This window comes from Mycolicibacterium nivoides, from assembly GCF_003855255.1.
GTDB classification, from domain to species: Bacteria; Actinomycetota; Actinomycetes; order Mycobacteriales; family Mycobacteriaceae; genus Mycobacterium; species Mycobacterium nivoides.
The window spans coordinates 4,552,282-4,568,610 of the sequence record NZ_CP034072.1; the positions used below are offsets into that span (position 1 = coordinate 4,552,282).

Here is a 16,329-nt window from a genome sequence, read left to right on the forward strand (position 1 = left end):
TTGACTCATGACCGCCACCGCCGCACCGGCTGCCAAGAAGTCCACTTACCGGCCGCTGGAGCTGTTCGACACTGATCGGTTGCTCGATGACGACGAGCGTGACATCGCCGCGACGGTGCGGCAGTTCGTCGACACCCGGCTGCGACCCAACGTCGGCGAGTGGTTCGAAGAGGCCACGTTGCCCAAAGAGTTGGCCAGGGAGTTCGGCAAGCTCGGGGTGTTGGGCATGCATCTGCAGGGTTATGGGTGTGCGGGCACCAACGCTGTGAGCTACGGCCTGGCGTGTATGGAGCTGGAAGCCGGCGACAGCGGGTTCCGCAGTTTTGTCTCCGTGCAGGGCTCGCTGTCGATGTTCTCGATCTACCGGTACGGATCTGAGGAACAGAAGAACCAGTGGCTGCCCCGGCTGGCGGCCGGGGAGGCGATCGGCTGCTTTGGCCTGACCGAGCCCGACTTCGGCTCCAACCCCGCCGGCATGCGCACCCGGGCCCGCCGCGACGGCGCCGGAGAAAACGCGGACTGGGTGCTCAACGGCACCAAGATGTGGATCACCAACGGCAACCTCGCCGATGTGGCCACGGTCTGGGCCCAGACCGATGACGGCACCCGGGGCTTTGTGGTGCCCACCGACACCCCTGGATTCACCGCCAACGAGATCCATCGCAAGCTGTCCCTCCGGGCCTCGGTGACCTCCGAGCTCGTGCTGGACAACGTGCGGCTGCCGGCCTCGGCGCAACTGCCTTTGGCCCAGGGATTGTCGGCTCCGCTGTCGTGCCTGAACGAGGCCCGGTTCGGCATCGTGTTCGGTGCCCTGGGTGCGGCCCGCGACAGCCTGGAGACCGCGATCGACTACGCGGGTTCGCGTGAGGTGTTCGACAAGCCGTTGACCAGCTACCAGCTCACCCAGGAGAAGCTGGCCAACATGACTGTCGAACTCGGTAAGGGAATGCTGCTGGCCATCCACCTGGGCCGGATCAAGGATGCCGACGGCGCTCGGCCCGAGCAGATCAGCCTGGGCAAGCTCAACAACGTCCGCGAAGCCCTGGCCATCGCGCGCGAATGCCGGACCCTGTTGGGCGGCAGCGGAATCACCCTCGAATACTCACCACTGCGCCACGCCAACAACCTCGAATCCGTGCTCACCTACGAAGGCACCTCCGAGATGCATCTACTGTCCATCGGCAAGGCACTGACCGGCCAGGCCGCCTTCCGCTGATGACCGTCGCCATCGAGCACCTGATCGGCGGGCGATGGGTGCCCGGCACCGGCGACGCGCTACTGAGCGTGAACCCGGCACGGTGCTGCTGAGCACAGCGGACATCGTCGAACTCAACGGGGAACCGGCCGACGTATGGACCGAGGAGCTGTTCGGCCCGGTCCTGGCCGCCCGGCGGGCCGTCGAGCAGATCGACGTGGGCGTGCTGCACGTGAACTCCGAGTCGGCAGGCGCCGATCCGCACGTGCCATTCGGCGGCGCCAAGAAGAGCGGGCTGGGCCCCAAGGAACAGGGCGGCGCTGCCAGGGAATTCTTCACCCACACCACCACGGTGTACCTGCGCGGCGGGCAGGCGAGAGCATGAACGCCGGTGCGCTCGACGGAATCACCGTCATCGACTTCAGCCGCGTACTGGCCGGCCCGTACGCCACCATGATGCTCGGCGACTTCGGGGCCGACGTCATCAAGATTGAGCGGCCCGGCGTCGGGGACGACACCCGCGAGTGGGGACCGCCGTATGACGCGGACGGCGTGGCAACGTATTTCAACGCCGTCAACCGCAACAAGCGTTCTCTGGTGCTCGATCTCACCGATCCCGGCGACGTCGCCCGTGCCCGCGAGTTGGTCAGCCGCGCCGACATCGTGGTCGAGAACTTCCGGCCGGGGACCATGGAGAAACTGGGACTGGGCTACGAGGACCTGCGCGCGATCCGTCCCGATCTCATCTACTGCTCGATCACCGGATTCGGCCGCGGCGGCGGTGCCGAGCTGCCGGGCTACGACCTGCTGGTGCAGGCGGTCGGCGGGTTGATGAGCGTCACCGGCACCGAACCGGGCGATCCGACCAAGGCCGGGGTGGCGATGGTCGATGTGCTCGCCGGCCTGCACGCGCTGAGCGGGATCCTGGCGGCGCTGGCGCACCGCGACCGCACCGGCGCCGGGCAGCGCGTCGACACCAATCTGTTCTCGGTGTTGTTGTCCTCCATGGTGAACCAGGCGTCCGGGTATCTCGGTGCCGGTACGGTCCCGCAGATGATGGGCAATCGACATCCGAGCATCGCGCCGTACCAGACGTTCGACACCGCCGACCGTCCGATCGCGGTCGCCGTCGGCAACGACAAACAGTTCCGGGCCTTCGCCACCGCCATCGGTGAGCCGGCGCTGGCCGACGATCCCCGGTTCGGCACCAACCCACAGCGGGTCGCCCACCGGGATGCGTTGTGCGCCATCATCGAAACCGCGATGAAGAAGAACGGGGCCGATCACTGGTACTCGGTGTTGACCGCCGCGAGCGTCCCGGCCGGGCCGATCAACGACCTTTCCGAAGCGTTCGCGTTCGCCGGCGAGCTCGGGATCGAGGCGACCGTCCCGGTGCCCGGGACGTCCACACCCCAGGTGGCCAACCCGATCACGCTGTCGGCGACTCCGGTCACCTACCGCAGCGGGCCGCCCGCACTGGGCGCCGACCAGGTGGACGTCAGTGGCCTCACCCCGGCCGGCGAGACGCCAGCAGCTGCCAGGCCTTGAGGGCCAACCACAGCTGCGCCCGGGTATCGGCCGATTCCAGGTCGTCGCCCAACAACGCGGAGATGCGTCGCATCCGGTTTCGCATGGTGTGGCGGTGGACCGCCAGCTCGGCGGCCGCGGCCTCCATCTGACCGTTGCGCGCGAGGAACGCGGCCAGGGTGGGGATCAACTCATCCCCACCCGCGAGTGCATCCAATGGCGCTGCCAGCACGCGCAGTTCGGCGCCGCTGCGCCCCTCGAGCAGCACGCCCATCGGACTGAGTTCACCGAACTCGCTGAATCGCCCAGTGCTGGAATGCGCCGCAATGCGGGCCTGCTCGACCGCGGTATCCAGATCATCCAGACGGACCGGCCGGCTCATGCCGCCGCCGACCGCGATACCCGTCTGCCGCTCGAGCTCCTCGACAACGGTGCGGATACGGCCCCGGCTCCCGCCTGCCGGAACCACGATCACGATCTCCTCGCCCCTCGGCGCCATCAGAAAAGCTGTCAGCACACGGCCCAGGACGTGCTCGGCCGCCAACACCGGCCCCGCTCCGGTGAACGACGCCACCACAACGTCACCGTCCGGCTCAAAACCGAAGTAGCGCAACACCGCACCGTCGACAGCGCCTGAGCCGGTGAGCAGCTCGCGCGTCACCGCCGTTCGCAACAGTTGCTCGGCATCGACCACCCGGGCCGGCTTCTCGATCGCGATCGAGATGAGTGACACCGCGTGAGCGACCAACAGGCGGTCGGCGTTGGACATCGGGCCAGGTGTGCGCACCGCAAGCCGACCGCGAACCGGCTGGGCGGCCCGAAGGTTCTGGATCGTGACATAGGAGTCCCCGTCGACGGTGACGTGGGCACCATGCCGGCGCGAGGGCGGGGACTGCTCGCCCAGCACGGCGATCAACCTCTCCCGCTCACCTCCCCCGGCGGCCAACACGGTGCCGTCGGTGTCGACCACGACGACCGTCGCCGACAGAGAATCCGCCAGCGCGCCGACCACTCCCGGGATGCCGCCCCGCAGCGTCGCCCGGGCCAGTACCTCCTGGGCGTCGACCACGCGTTGCACCGAGCGCAGTTCGTCGGCCTTGAGCGCATCGATCACCACCCGCGCGATCGCGATGAACGGCGTCGAGGCCGGCACCTCGAGCACCGGCAGTCCGAATTCGTCGCCGGCAGCGCGCACGGCAGCGGGGACATCGGCGATCGTGGTGCCCGTGTCGACGGCCAGGGCGACCGTCCCGGCCGCGGCCAGGCGCGCAACGTAGGCGGATTGCGCGGCGGCGTCGGTACCGATGTTGATACCCGTGGTCATGACCAGCTCACCACCGGCCAGATACGGGGTCGGATCCGGCAGTTCGATCGCATGCGCCCAGGCGATCTCGCGGTCGGCGTTCCGCGCCCCGGCCACCACGACAAGGCCGAGGCTGTCGACCTCGGCCAGGTCCCGCACGGTGATCGCCACAGAAGCAGTCTTACTCCATTTCGGCGATCACCGGTGTCACCCCGGTAGGGAATTGTGACGGCGAGCACTTGCCGGCGGCGAATGAGGTTGAGCTGTAGCGAAACTCACACTCTAAGAATTGGTTTTAATCACCGCCGACCGGGAGCATGGAGGTGTCCACTTCTTCGGGCGATCCCCGATGTGGATGTCGAAACAACGAGTACCCGTGATCCGGGGCACTTTTGAGGAGTGAGAAGTATGTCGTTCGCACAGTTCCGTGCAAACCAGAAGCGGGCCAACATGCGGCGCCGCCTCTACGCGCGGATCAACGAACTGCCCAACTCTTCGGTTCGCGAAGAGTTGATCGCAGTGGTCCAGCGGTACGAGCTTCAGGACGCACAGCACTGAAGCACCGATTCCGCTTTACAGAGCCGGAGGCCCGAGGGCCCCGGCTCTGTTGCTTTTGACGGGGAACCGTCAGCCGCGGCCGAAGTACGGCATGGCCCGGGCCATCACGGTCAGCGACGGGACCGACACCTCCAGCGGCAGGTCGACGAGATGCGCTACGGCGCGGGCCACATGCTCGACGTCGAACGTCGGCTCGGCCGCCAGACTTCCGTCGGCCTGCAAGGTCTGGTGACTGAATCCGGCGGTCATGTCCGTGGCGGCATTGCCGATATCGATCTGCGTGACGCAGATGTCGAGATCGCGTAGGTCCAACAACATCGACGCGGTCAACCCGCTCATCGCGTGTTTGGTGACGGTGTAGGCCAGGCTGTTGGGGCGAGGCCGGTGCGCGGAGATCGATCCGTTGTTGATGATCCGCCCGCCCCTGGGTGACTGGGCGGCCATGACGCGCGCGGCTTCCCTGGCGCAGAACACCGCGCCGTCGACGTTGGTGCGCCACGTGGAGTGCCACTGCTGGTCGTCGATGTCGAGGATCGACGCCGACGGACCGAACACACCCGCGTTGTTGAACAGCACATCGACGCGCCCGAACGCGGCGACCACATCGACGAACAGCGCCTGCACCGAGGCGGAATCCGTGACATCCGTCGGGACAACACGGGCGTTCGGGTTCCCGTCGGCAACAGACACCAGCGGTTCGGACCGGCGACCCACCAGCACCACCCGATGCCCCGCATCCAACAGAACGCGGGCCGTCGCGCGGCCGATGCCACTGCCCGCGCCCGTGATGATCACGACTTTCTGCACGGGTTCGATTGTGCCCGACCTCGCCTCGGCGCATCCGGGATCGCCGGTTGCGCCGAGGCGAGGGAGTTCAGCGGAGCAGGTAAAGACCTACCGTGCCACCGTCGTTCACCGCGTAGACCGCCTCACCGGGGCCGGCGCCGGCAGCGTTGGCAGCCGCCACCGCCGACGGGGCATCGGCGTGGTTGCCGGTCCAGTTCCACGCACGGCCGCCGGTGCCGGTGTGGTTGTCGAATATGTATAGGCCGACGGTCCCGCCGTCATTGACCTCGAATATCGCCTCACCGGGGCCTGCTCCCGATGCGGTGGCCGCGGCCGCCGCCGACGGTGCGTCCCCGTGATTACCCGTCCATCTCCAGCTCATGTTGAACTCCTGCGTCGAGTGCCGATGCCCCCTGGTCGATGGGCCCTCCCACTGTCATCCGCGGTCACCGCCCCACGCACGCGTAGTGCGCTACTCCATCAGGACTCGGGCCTCAGTGCGTCGGGGAACCGCCCGCGGGACTCGGGCGCGGCGCGGTGAAGAACGCCGTGGCCACGGCAATCACGCTGATCACCGCCGCGGCCATGAATGCCGCATGCACACCGGGCAGATCAGGGGCCCCGCCTGATTGCGACGCCTTGGTCATGACCGTCACGAACAGGGCCGTACCGGCCGCGCCCCCGACCTGTTGCAGTGTCGTGAGGATGGCGCTGCCATGTGAATAGAGCCGGTCGGGCAGAACGCTGAGCGCGTCAGTCATCAACGGGGTGAACATCATCGACAACCCCACCATCATGATCGTCTGCAGGACAACCAGCTCCCAGACCGGCGACACCGCCGACAGCGTGGTGAATCCCCACAGCGCCACGCACAGCATCAACGACCCGGGCACAACCAGCACCCTGGCGCCGTGCCGGTCGTAGGCCCGGCCGACCAGTGGACCCGCCACGCCCATCAGAAGTCCGCCCGGCAAGCTCGTCAATCCGGCGACCAACGCGCTCTGCCCCAGCACGTCCTGCACATACAGCGGCACCATGATGATGGCGCCGAACAGCCCCATGAAGCCGAGGACCACCAGGCCAAGCGACACCGAGAACCGCCGATAGGTGAACGGCCGAAGGTCGAGGAACGCGCGGTCGCGCCGCTGCAGCTGTATCTGCCGCGCGCCGAACAGGGCCATCGCCACCGCGCCGATCGCCATCGGCACCCACGCGGGTATCCCCTGCCGGCCGTGGGCGGATTCGCCCATCAGCGACAGCCCGAACACCAAGCCCGCGAACGCAATAGCCGACAACGGTACCGAGACGGGATCGATCGGCGTCGGCTCCTGCCGCTCATCGTCGACCCGCAGCCAGGCGAGACCGGCGCTGAGCGCCACCAGTGCGATGGGCAGCACGATCCAGAACATCCACCGCCAGTCGAGCGAGCGCAGAATGAACCCGGACAGGGTCGGCCCGATCGCCGGGGCGACGGCGATGACGATCGAGATCGTGCCCATCATCTGCCCGCGCCGCTCGGCGGGGATCAACGTCATGACCGTCGTCATCAGCAGCGGCATCATCACGGCGGTACCGCACGCCTGCACGATCCGTCCCGCCAGCAGAACCGCGAACCCCGGCGCCAGCGCGGCCACCAGCGTGCCGGTGCAGAACAACGTCATCGACGCCAGGTAGATGCTCCGCACCGGGAAGCGCTGCAACAGCGAACCGGACATCGGGATGACGACAGCCATCGTCAACAGGAAGCCACTGGTCAGCCATTGCGCCGTGCTCGCCGAAATGTCCAGATCGACGATCAGGGCGGGCAGCGCGACGCTCATGATCGTCTCGTTCAGGATCATCACGAACGCCGAACCGACCAGCAGCCCGATGATGACGTTCGCGCTCGACTGGGTACGCGGCCGCGCCGCGATCTCCCCTGTGCTCGGGCCCGTCATCATTTCACTCCCCTTGCTCCCCCGAGCATCGACTGCGCAGCCACCCAGGGTAGGTGGGACACCCCGCGTCAGGGAAACCAGTTTTCGCCGTCGTCGCCCCGCCGGAAATTGACGTCGGCAGAAATTGGAGTAGTGCATTACTACATACGACGCGACGGCGAGCCGAGAGCATCAGGCAATGACCATCACCGACGCGGCACCGAACCTCGGCAGCACCGTCCCTTCATTCCCGCTGTCCGCCAATGGGATGCCACATACCCTCACCCTCACCGCAGCGCGTTTCAAGGCAGCGATGAAGTGCAGACCCGAGTTACCACCGCCTGTGACGCCCTGTCCGAGCAGATCCGCGTCCACTCGCAGGCCGGCTCTCCTGACGCCGACGAGATGGGCGCCTTTGTCCACCGGGAGACTTACCCATACCTGGGGTTGAGCACCCTGGTCGACCGCTCCTGCACCAAGCCACGGGGCCACGCCGGTGACTACCTGACCTTGCAGATGGTGTACGACGACCAGCCCGACGGCGTACGCAGGCTCGGTTCCTACATCGACCGGTGGTTTCTCGGCATACCAGCCTCGTGCGCGGTCAAGAATCGCCGACAGCTGTTGCGCGACATCATCATCGACACCGCGAATGCCTGCCGGGACAGGCCGATCGCGATCACGAGCCCCATCGACCGCGGCATCTATCGCAGCACCCCGGCCGACCGTCCACTGCGAGAGCGCTTCTGACGGACGCGCCAATCGGCATTCCCCTGGGCCCGCCGGGGGCTAGGGTCGCAAAATGAGCGACACACCGGTGGTACGCAGGCTGGCGGCGGCAGCGATCATCGTGTCGATGTCCAGCATGGGGACGGCATGCGCGTCAGACAATGCCGAGCCCGGGCAGACGACGACCATGAGCGCAACTGCGACCGCCGACGCCACGCCGTTCGCTGGTTTCGTCGAATCCCTCGACGGCACCGCGGGAACGGTCACCTACAAGGCGGAGCTTCCCCAACTGAAAGGCGGGGACGCCACGGTCCGCGACAAGTTCAACGCCGGGATGCGTGCCGCCCTCGACGACTACCTCAAGCCCACCGACGACAACGTCCCGGTGACCGTCGCGCCCGGGGTGCTCAACGAGGACGACCGCAGCGAGGTGAGCCACATCGGCACCGGTGCGGTGGCCGGTGTGCTGCTGCTCAACATCTTCGTCGACCACGCGGCGCATCCGTTCAACGCCGTCGCGACCACGGTGATCGATGCCCACACCGCCGAACCGATCATGATCACCGACCTGTTCGCCGACCAGACCGCCGGGTTGACCGCGCTGGTCGATGGGGTCAAGTCCGCGATGGCGACCGACGAGAAGCTGGCCAACCAGTCTGCGCCCGAACCGGTTGCGGATCAGCTCGCCAACTGGCTGCCCGACGACGACGGACTGGTCGTCTACATCCCGGTCGCCCACGTGCTCGGCGACTACTACCCGGTCACGGTGAGCTGGGACACTCTTACCGGCGTTCTCGCGCCTGGGATGCGGGAAAAACTCACGAAGTGAGCCGGCCCCGAACCAGCCCTCGATGTGAATGAAAATGGCCCCCGGAGTTTCCTCCGAGGGCCATTTCCTCTTGGTAGCGGGGACAGGATTCGAACCTGCGACCTCTGGGTTATGAGCCCAGCGAGCTACCGAGCTGCTCCACCCCGCGTTGCGAATACAAGGTTACCGGGGTCTTACGTACAGCTCCAAATCGGGTGCTCAGAGAGGTTTCTGGCCCGAAAACGACCGAAAATCAGCGCACGAGACGCACCACCTGACCGCACCGGAACACCCCTGCCGGATCGTGCCGCTCGGCCAGCGCGGCGAGCCAGTGCCGGGTTTCCTCGTCGTAGACCCGCACGGCCCGCCCCGGGTCCTCGGAGGGAGCGAAGTTGGCGATCTGACCGCCGCTGGACCATTGCGACAGCGCCACGATGAGCGCGCCGGCCTGCGGCACCACAAGCTCGGCGACCGGGGGCGCCAGAACCCCGATAACGGCCACCGAGAAGGCGGCGTCGCGGTGGCAGAACGCGCTGCGGTGTTGCGCCTCACGCTCCAGTGCCCCACCGAGCATCCGGACTTCGACGATCGTCTGCACCGAGCCCGAATCCGGGCCGGCCGCATCCAGCAGCACCTCCACCGTCTGCGGGGTCAATTCCCGCAACAGCGTGTGGTGTTCGTAGATCGGCATCGGGTCGACCGGATCGGCATGTACCGCACCGATTGCGGCATAAGGCATCACCGCGACGGTGTCGAGCACCGGGGTGGCGACCGCACGCATCGGCGCCAAAACGCGTTCAGCTTCGGCGAAGTCACCGATGGCGGCATAGCGCACCGCGACGGTGAACCGGCCGGCCAGCGGCTCCGGAATTCCGGGCAGCGGCGGAAGCTGCAGCAGCGCGATCGAAGTCGAGATCGACTCGGGCAGATCGGCACACCAGCGGGCCCACTCACGCAGTACCACTGCGGCATCCGCACCGTCGAAATACACCGCACCGCCGTAGAACTCAGGGATCGGCAGCAATTCGATCTCCACAGCGGTGACGATGCCCAGCGTCGCTTTGCCGCCGCGCAGTCCCCAGAACAGCTCGGCGTTCTCCTCCGGGGTGGCGCGCAGCAACTCCCCCGCGCCGGTGACCAACTCGAAGGACCGCACGTAGTCCGACGACAACCCCACACTGCGCACCAGCGGCCCGATCCCTGCACCGGTCAGGAATCCCACGACGCCGACCCGAGGCGAGGATCCACACAGCCCGGCCAGTCCGTGCGGCGCCGCAGCGTCGAGCACGTGCTGCCACGTCGCCCCGGCCGCCACCCGCGCGGTGCGGGCCACCGGATCCACGGTGACGTCGGTCATGCCGGAGGTCAGCACCAGGATCGTGTCGGAGGCGACGGACAGGGCACCGTGGCCGGTGGCCTGGACGCTCACGCGGTATCCCCGGGCGGCGGCGAAGCCCACGGTGTTGGCGATGTCGTAGGCGGATGTCGCCAGCACCACCGCGGCGGGCTCCACGGTGGCCGCCACATTCCACGGGGTGGCGCGCTCGTAGCCGGCCTCTCCCGGCAGAGCGACGGGGGCGGCGACGTGGGCACGCAGCCCCTCCAGCGCGTCGTCCAGGCCCTCGTGTGGAAGGTCGGTCAGGGTCATCGGGGTCCTCTCGGCAAAGTTGTGCGAATTCTCGGCGCACAGCATCACCGGGACCACTTGGCATCTACTTGGCGGCCAGTTCAAGAAGGCGACAAGCCGCAGGTCAGACGAGCTGCTGCGCCAGGGCTGCCAGGCCCAGCATTCCCAGCGCCCTGGCGTCGGCGGCCAGCCTGTGCGCCGCCGCGCGCGGTGCCGGGCCGTCTGTGTCGACCTCGAGATCGAGCCGACACCGCAACAGCGCACACCACAGTTTCGTGGGCTTGGCCCCGGTGCGATCGGCGATGTCCTCGGCCAGGGCCAGATCCACCAGGGCCCGCTCCCGATCGCCCCGGAGCGCGTGCAACCGGGCGGTGGCCAACGCCACCGGCCCGGCATGCCCGACCTGCCCGAGCACAGCGACACGGTCGACGAACGGCTCCAGCACCGCCAACAGGTCGCCCACGTGGTCGACCAACCTGTAGTCGGCGGCAAGATGCGCCATCCACGCGGCCTGCCCCAATCCGGTCCACACCTGTCCCCGGCCGAGCTCCGCACGCCACTCGTCAAGACGCGCGACAGCCTCGGCCATCGAGCCCTCGACGGCCGTGAGCAGGACGGTGTGCACCAACGCCTCCATCCCCTGCCCCCCGCTGTCGATGTCGGCCTGCGTGGCGGTCAGACCCGCCCCGACCGGCCCACCCGTCTCGTGCAGCAAAGTCACCTCGGCCAGCAGACCGCTTCCGGCGCCGTAGAGTTCGGTCTGCTCGTGCACGCGCGCCGCGATGGCGTGGTGCGCTCGCGCCTCGGCGAAGTCCCCCCGCCAGATCGCCAACACCGCCTGCATCCAACGTAATTGGGCGCGGAGCACGGGAAGTTGCAGCTCCTCACTCCCCGCGATCCCCGCGCGCAGATGCCGCTCCGTCAGGTCGATGTCACCCAAGTTGAAGGCCGCCATCGTCGCGACCGAGTGGGCGATGACGGCATCCTCACGGGACCTGCTGTGCTGCAGAGAATTCAGGCGATCGATCCAGCCGAAGGTCGCGGTACTGAACTCGGCCACACCGGAATAGGTGATGAGCCTTCCCATCAGGGTGTCAGCGATGACATCGGGGTCACCTGTACTGTCGGCCAACTGGTCGGCCCTCCGCAGATAGCCGGCGGCCAGCGCGGGATCCGGGTGATAGCAGCGTCCGACGGCCAGCGCCGCCAGCACCCGCGCGCCGGCCGCCGGGTGAGCGGACGCCATCGTCGCGGCCTGCTCCAACAAGGACAACAGCGGACCCGGATCCTCCCCGGGCGCCAGCCAAGGCCATCCCCCACTGGCCCGCAGTAGCGCGCTGGCCACCCTACCGGCGGTATCGGCCCGCTCGCTGCGCAACGCATCAGCCAGGTTTCGCTCGACGGCACCGAGCACCAAGCGTCCCCGGCCCGCACGCGAATGCGCATCGAGCATGGCCACCGTCAACCCATCTCGTTCGGCATCGTGGCGCACGGAACCCGGCAACCGGTTGTAGGCATCGAGTGCCGCCTGCCACCACCGCGCCGCGATATCCGAACTCCACCGTTGGGTGGCCTGCTCAGCGGCCAGCCGGCACGCCGCCACCACCTCCTGCGGATCGGCCAGCGGTTGGGCGGCCACCAGATGCTGGGCGCGCCGGGTCACCGCCTCCTCGGATGCGCTGTCAGCCAACGCGTCCGCCACCTGCAGGTGCAGACGCTGGCGGCGCATCGCCGGTAGGCCGGCGAGAAGGTGGTCACGCAGCAGCCCGTGGGCGAACGCATAACCGTCACCGGCGTGCGCGCTGACCACGATCCGCTCGTCGGCCGCCACGTCGAGATGGTCGGCGAGGCTGTCGAAGTCGAGACCGGCCACCTGTGCAAGCACGGGCACTGCGTCGGCGTCGATGGTGTCACCGATCACCGCGGCCACCCGCATCAACCCCAGCACCTCAGGTCCCAATCCGGCCAGCCGGCGGTCCAGCACCGACTTCACCGCAACCGGGATCTCGCCGCGTTCGGAGCGAGGAAGCCGGGCGTATTCGGAGACGAAGAAGGGGTTGCCCCCGGTGCGTTCTGCGAGGACTCCCGCCTCGGTGTCGTCGACGAAATCCTCGGCAATCTGATTGGCCAGTACCGCAACATCTTCGGACGACAACGCAGACAGCGTCAGTTGCCGGTTGCCGGCACCGCGGGCTACCGTCGCTAGCAGGCGCGCGACGTCGGTGATGTGTTCACCGTCACGGACCGTGAGAACCACGGCAACCGGATGACCCCACAGCGCGCCCGCGATGTACGCCAGGCAGGCCGCCGATGTCGAATCCGCCCACTGCACATCGTCGATCACGACCATGAGCGGCCGGCGCGCCGACTCCAGCAGGGTCTGCACCCGTTCGTAGACCCGGAACCGCGCGGTGTCGGGGTCGGCGTCCGCCGGCACCTCGAGCACCTCGTCGGCATCACCACCCAGCCCCCGGACGAGTTGGCGCATGGGCCACCACGGTGGGGTCGCCTGCTCGTCGGGGCAACTCACCCAGACCGCTTCGCCGTAGAACCGATGGTCGATCTCCTCGGCCAGGCGGGTCTTGCCGATCCCCGGCGGACCGGACAGCACGAGCCACCGCGTCTCCCCCGCCTGCACTTCGGCGAGAAGCTCTGCAGCGAAGTTCAATTCGCGATCGCGCCCGATCAGCACGGCCCTGCCGGCGTCCGGGACCGAAGCCTGGACCGCAGACATCTCCGGGGTGGACACCTCGCCGGCGCCGGACCACTCCGGGGAGCGGGGCCACGCCGCGAGTTCCGGTGCCTGACGCAGGATCGCGGTCTGCAGTTCCCGAAGCTCGACCCCCGGCGTCAGACCCAGGTCCTCGTCGAGCAGCCGGGCATAGCCGGCGTAGATCTCCAACGCCTCCGAAGCCCGGCCCGACCGGTATTGCGCCAACATGTGAAGCCACACGCCGCGATCGGAGAACGGTTCGGCCGAACGCAGTTCGGCTACCGCGGACACGGCCGTCGGTACCTGTCCCAGCGCCAGTAGGGCCGTGATCCGATGGTCGAGACATTCGGTGCGCAACTCCCGCACACGGGCCGCCTCCTGGGTGACCCAGTCCTGATCCCCCAGGTCGCTCAGCAAATCCCCTCGCCACAGCGCCAACGTCTCATCGGCAACTGTCAGCGCTTCTGTCCAGCATGCCCGGCCCACGGCCGCCGCGGCCCTCGCACAGCCGGCGGCGAACACCGTGACGTCGACGGCGTCGGCGGCGGGCACATCGAGGTAGTAACCGGGCGGTTGACGCACGATCGGCGAGGCCACCGGCGAACCGTCCCGCAGGGCCCTGCGCAGGTTGGAGATGTACACCTGAAGGCTCGCAGTAGCGCTGGCCGGCGGCTCGTCACCCCACACCGCGTCGATCAGCCGGTCGACCGAGACGACCCGGCCGCGCGCCAACAACAGCAGTGCCAAGACCGTGCGCTGCTTGGGTCCGCCGACATCCACGGTCGCACCGGCGTGCACCACCTGCAGCGGCCCGAGCAAACGAAAGTGCACCGACGCAGCTTAATTGTCGGCACCGCAAACCGGCGAGCAGACGCCACTCACTTCTTTTGCGGCGTACAAACCCCTGCGAACTCCTTGCCTTCTTTCTCGGCGACGCCCGCGGGGTCGAGCCAACCGACGCCTTCGAAGAAGAAGGTGTCGGCCGGGTGACTGTTCGATCCGGCGACGACCTCGGCCGTCCGAGCGGTAGCGGGATACCCCCCGGGCGTGGACTGCACATTGAGGAACAAATATTCTTCTGTGCGCCAATCGAAGTCAGGCGGCGGCGCTTCCGTCACGGTCAGACCCGGATAGGGTCCACCGACGGTGAACCGGTCGAGAGTCGCCGTACCGGAGGTATCGGTCAAAACGAGCTTCGGGCCAAATCCAAACCCGACCTCCAGCGACCGCACCCCGCCGCAGCCCGGCGGCATCCAGATCTCCAGCTTGCCGTCGGTGACCCGGGCACCGAACGCCGGCCGCATCGGGGCGGCGAACGGCGCATCCGACCACGGGCGGTCCCCGGTCCGGCAAGCGGTGAGCCCCGCCGCCACCAGCAGCGTCAACAGCACGGCCAGCCAGGACCTCACGAATAACCCCCGTCGGACAAGCCGGCATCGCGTTCCAGCGGGTTGATGCCGGTCTTCTGTTCGATGATCGCACCCAGCCCGTAATCCCTTGCCATCCAGGCGAATCCCTTCTGGGCCCACTGTTCGGAATGGCGCTCCTCGTGGTGCAACAAGCGGTCGAGGTCGAGGGTGCTCTGGAACGGCACACCGCTGTTATCTTGTCCCCAGTTGGCCCCCGATTGGATGATCTTGCTCAGCTGGTCTGCCGGATCCTTGGAGCCGTCGATGTTCATCACGAACACATCGCCGTAAGTCGTCCCACCGTGGACGCCGATCTTGTCCATCACCGGCCCACCCAGCCCCATCAGCATGCCGTTGGGTGTCGTGGCCAACGATCCGCCGCCGCCCTTGTCGAAAATCTGGTCATAGCTCCACGAGTTCGCGTTCTGTCGGTCGATGATGCGCTGCACCTCGGATGCCGAGTAGGGCGTTTCCTCGAAATCGTTGTGCACGTCGTCGGCGGTGCCCAGCTTCCCGTCCGCACCGGCCTCGGCGGCGTCGTAGTCGGTGCCGGCGTTGAGGATGTAGGTCATCACCACCGCCTTCTTCGCGTCCTCCTTGCTGGTACCGGGCGGCAGGATGAAGAACGACTTGCCGTCCTTGTCCTTGACTTCCTGCAGTCCGTTGAGCACGTCGAACGATTGCGGGGTGATGTTCTGCTGGCGGGCGATGTCGACCATGGTCTGCGGATCGACCCCGTGCTTGGACGCATTCTCCAGCCACTGAGCGTATTTCGAACCCGGCACCACCGGTCCGGTGAGGAGCCCGGCATCTCGCAACGCTCTCTCATACTCACTGACCGGCGGATGCTCGCCGAGATCGGGTAACTCGGCCGTGCCGGTGAAATCGATGCGTTCGGCCGCCTCGTCGTCGCCGCGCTCGTAACGGTCGGCGGCCACCCGCAGTTTCTGCGCGTACACCGTCACATCGCCGCCGAGTAACTTCGCCTGTTCGGTGAGTGTGGAGCCGATCTTCCCGCAGGCCGCCCCGACCGCCAGCGACGGCATCGCCCCGGCCGCACCGGAAATGGCCGAGCCGCCGCGATTGCCGCTGACGTCATGACCCGCACTGTCGAAGGTGGACGCCGTATCGCGCATCGTCTGTTCATCGACGTACAGCGTGGCGTCACTCATTTCACGCAGCCGGCGTCCCGGGGCTTCATTTCACGAGCCCCTTGTTGATCCGGTCCATCTTGTTGGCCGTCGACTTGTCGGCCGCGTCGAATTCGGCCAACGCGGTCTGAATGGCCGTCTGCAACGCCAGCCGCCGCATCCCCCACTTCAGCGCCAGTACCGGGTAGAGCGCCACCAGGGCCTTCAGCCGCCATCCCAGCGAGACCCGGCCGTCGTCGGAGATGTCGAACAGGTCCGCCTCCGGACTCGACACCAGATCCGACACCCGGCTGCGGATGCCGCCGAGCTCCTGACCACCGGACGACATCGCTGTGTGCAGCGACTTGAGCCTGTCGCGGTAGATCTCCTGATCGCCGAACATCTCGTTGGCGTGGCCCTGTGCGGTGTCGGACGCGGTGCCACGCCAGTCCGACGCCAACCTGGTCAACTGCATGCGCTCGCGAGCGATCTGATTGTCGATGTCACCCGCCGCCGAGGCCACGTCACCGGCGGCTGACACCAGTTGCTCGGGATGGCTGCCCAGCACTTGCGAGATCGTCACCGCCACCAGCGACTCCTCATCCACCCGTCATCCGCCGAATACCGG

General features: G+C 67.5%; 14 protein-coding genes, 1 tRNA gene and 1 pseudogene. 6 read left to right on the forward strand and 10 right to left on the reverse strand.

Going from position 1 to position 16,329, the window contains the following annotated elements; all coding sequences use genetic code 11:
- The first annotated feature begins 7 nt into the window (after positions 1-7).
- The 3 genes and pseudogenes from EH231_RS22120 (at position 8) to EH231_RS22130 (ending at position 2,743) form a co-directional block, all read left to right on the forward strand.
- On the forward strand, positions 8-1,216 hold the full coding sequence (locus EH231_RS22120) for an acyl-CoA dehydrogenase family protein (RefSeq protein WP_124713340.1): 1,209 nt from the start codon (positions 8-10) through the stop codon (positions 1,214-1,216).
- 103 nt (positions 1,217-1,319) lie between these two features.
- Positions 1,320-1,580 (forward strand): annotated as a pseudogene (locus EH231_RS22125) (aldehyde dehydrogenase family protein); the annotation flags it as partial.
- Entirely contained in the window at positions 1,577-2,743 is a 1,167-nt protein-coding gene (locus EH231_RS22130) for a CaiB/BaiF CoA transferase family protein (RefSeq protein WP_124713341.1), read from the forward strand. The pseudogene EH231_RS22125 and the gene EH231_RS22130, both read left to right, overlap by 4 nt.
- On the opposite strand, the gene EH231_RS22135 is transcribed toward EH231_RS22130, so the two are convergent.
- Positions 2,703-4,196: a PucR family transcriptional regulator gene (locus EH231_RS22135; protein ID WP_090432867.1), complete on the reverse strand. Its 1,494-nt coding sequence runs from the start codon at positions 4,194-4,196 to the stop codon at positions 2,703-2,705. The two genes, EH231_RS22130 and EH231_RS22135, sit on opposite strands and share 41 nt — an antisense overlap.
- A 237-nt stretch (positions 4,197-4,433) precedes the next feature.
- Here EH231_RS22135 and EH231_RS22140 point away from each other — a divergent pair, with 237 nt between their 5' ends.
- Positions 4,434-4,583 carry a hypothetical protein gene (locus EH231_RS22140; protein ID WP_019348586.1) on the forward strand — a complete coding sequence of 50 codons (150 nt, stop codon included), beginning with the start codon at positions 4,434-4,436 and terminating at the stop codon, positions 4,581-4,583.
- Positions 4,584-4,652: 69 nt separating this feature from the next.
- Here EH231_RS22140 and EH231_RS22145 read toward each other — a convergent pair whose 3' ends face one another.
- The 3 genes from EH231_RS22145 to EH231_RS22155 form a co-directional block, all read right to left on the reverse strand.
- Complete coding sequence (locus tag EH231_RS22145) at positions 4,653-5,399, reverse strand: SDR family oxidoreductase (RefSeq protein WP_090432865.1); 747 nt, start codon at positions 5,397-5,399, stop codon at positions 4,653-4,655.
- A gap of 58 nt (positions 5,400-5,457) precedes the next feature.
- Entirely contained in the window at positions 5,458-5,751 is a 294-nt protein-coding gene (locus tag EH231_RS22150; protein ID WP_044516894.1) for a hypothetical protein, read from the reverse strand.
- A gap of 112 nt (positions 5,752-5,863) precedes the next feature.
- Positions 5,864-7,309: a DHA2 family efflux MFS transporter permease subunit gene (locus tag EH231_RS22155; RefSeq protein ID WP_090432863.1), complete on the reverse strand. Its 1,446-nt coding sequence runs from the start codon at positions 7,307-7,309 to the stop codon at positions 5,864-5,866.
- A gap of 294 nt (positions 7,310-7,603) precedes the next feature.
- On the opposite strand from EH231_RS22155, the gene EH231_RS22160 reads away from it, so the two are divergent.
- Together EH231_RS22160 and EH231_RS22165 are read left to right on the forward strand one after the other, a co-directional pair.
- Complete coding sequence (locus EH231_RS22160) at positions 7,604-8,035, forward strand: hypothetical protein (RefSeq protein WP_090432862.1); 432 nt, start codon at positions 7,604-7,606, stop codon at positions 8,033-8,035.
- A gap of 52 nt (positions 8,036-8,087) precedes the next feature.
- Entirely contained in the window at positions 8,088-8,843 is a 756-nt protein-coding gene (locus EH231_RS22165; protein WP_090432861.1) for a DUF3298 domain-containing protein, read from the forward strand.
- A 71-nt stretch (positions 8,844-8,914) separates the two neighbouring features.
- On the opposite strand, the gene EH231_RS22170 is transcribed toward EH231_RS22165, so the two are convergent.
- From EH231_RS22170 to EH231_RS22195, 6 genes are all read right to left on the reverse strand, one after another.
- Positions 8,915-8,991 (reverse strand) — tRNA-Met (locus EH231_RS22170).
- A gap of 84 nt (positions 8,992-9,075) precedes the next feature.
- Entirely contained in the window at positions 9,076-10,470 is a 1,395-nt protein-coding gene (locus EH231_RS22175; RefSeq protein WP_124713342.1) for an FAD-binding oxidoreductase, read from the reverse strand.
- 103 nt (positions 10,471-10,573) lie between these two features.
- On the reverse strand, positions 10,574-13,993 hold the full coding sequence (locus tag EH231_RS22180; RefSeq protein ID WP_241177788.1) for an ATP-binding protein: 3,420 nt from the start codon (positions 13,991-13,993) through the stop codon (positions 10,574-10,576).
- A 47-nt stretch (positions 13,994-14,040) separates the two neighbouring features.
- The gene (locus tag EH231_RS22185; protein ID WP_124713343.1) at positions 14,041-14,571 is read right to left on the reverse strand and encodes a hypothetical protein; all 531 of its coding nucleotides are present in this window, start codon (positions 14,569-14,571) and stop codon (positions 14,041-14,043) included.
- On the reverse strand, positions 14,568-15,743 hold the full coding sequence (locus EH231_RS22190) for a WXG100 family type VII secretion target (RefSeq protein WP_090432855.1): 1,176 nt from the start codon (positions 15,741-15,743) through the stop codon (positions 14,568-14,570). Before EH231_RS22190 ends, EH231_RS22185 begins: the two co-directional genes overlap by 4 nt.
- A gap of 25 nt (positions 15,744-15,768) precedes the next feature.
- A complete protein-coding gene (locus tag EH231_RS22195) occupies positions 15,769-16,308 on the reverse strand; it encodes a WXG100 family type VII secretion target (protein ID WP_241177789.1) in 540 nt (179 codons plus the stop codon).
- Positions 16,309-16,329 lie beyond the last annotated feature (21 nt).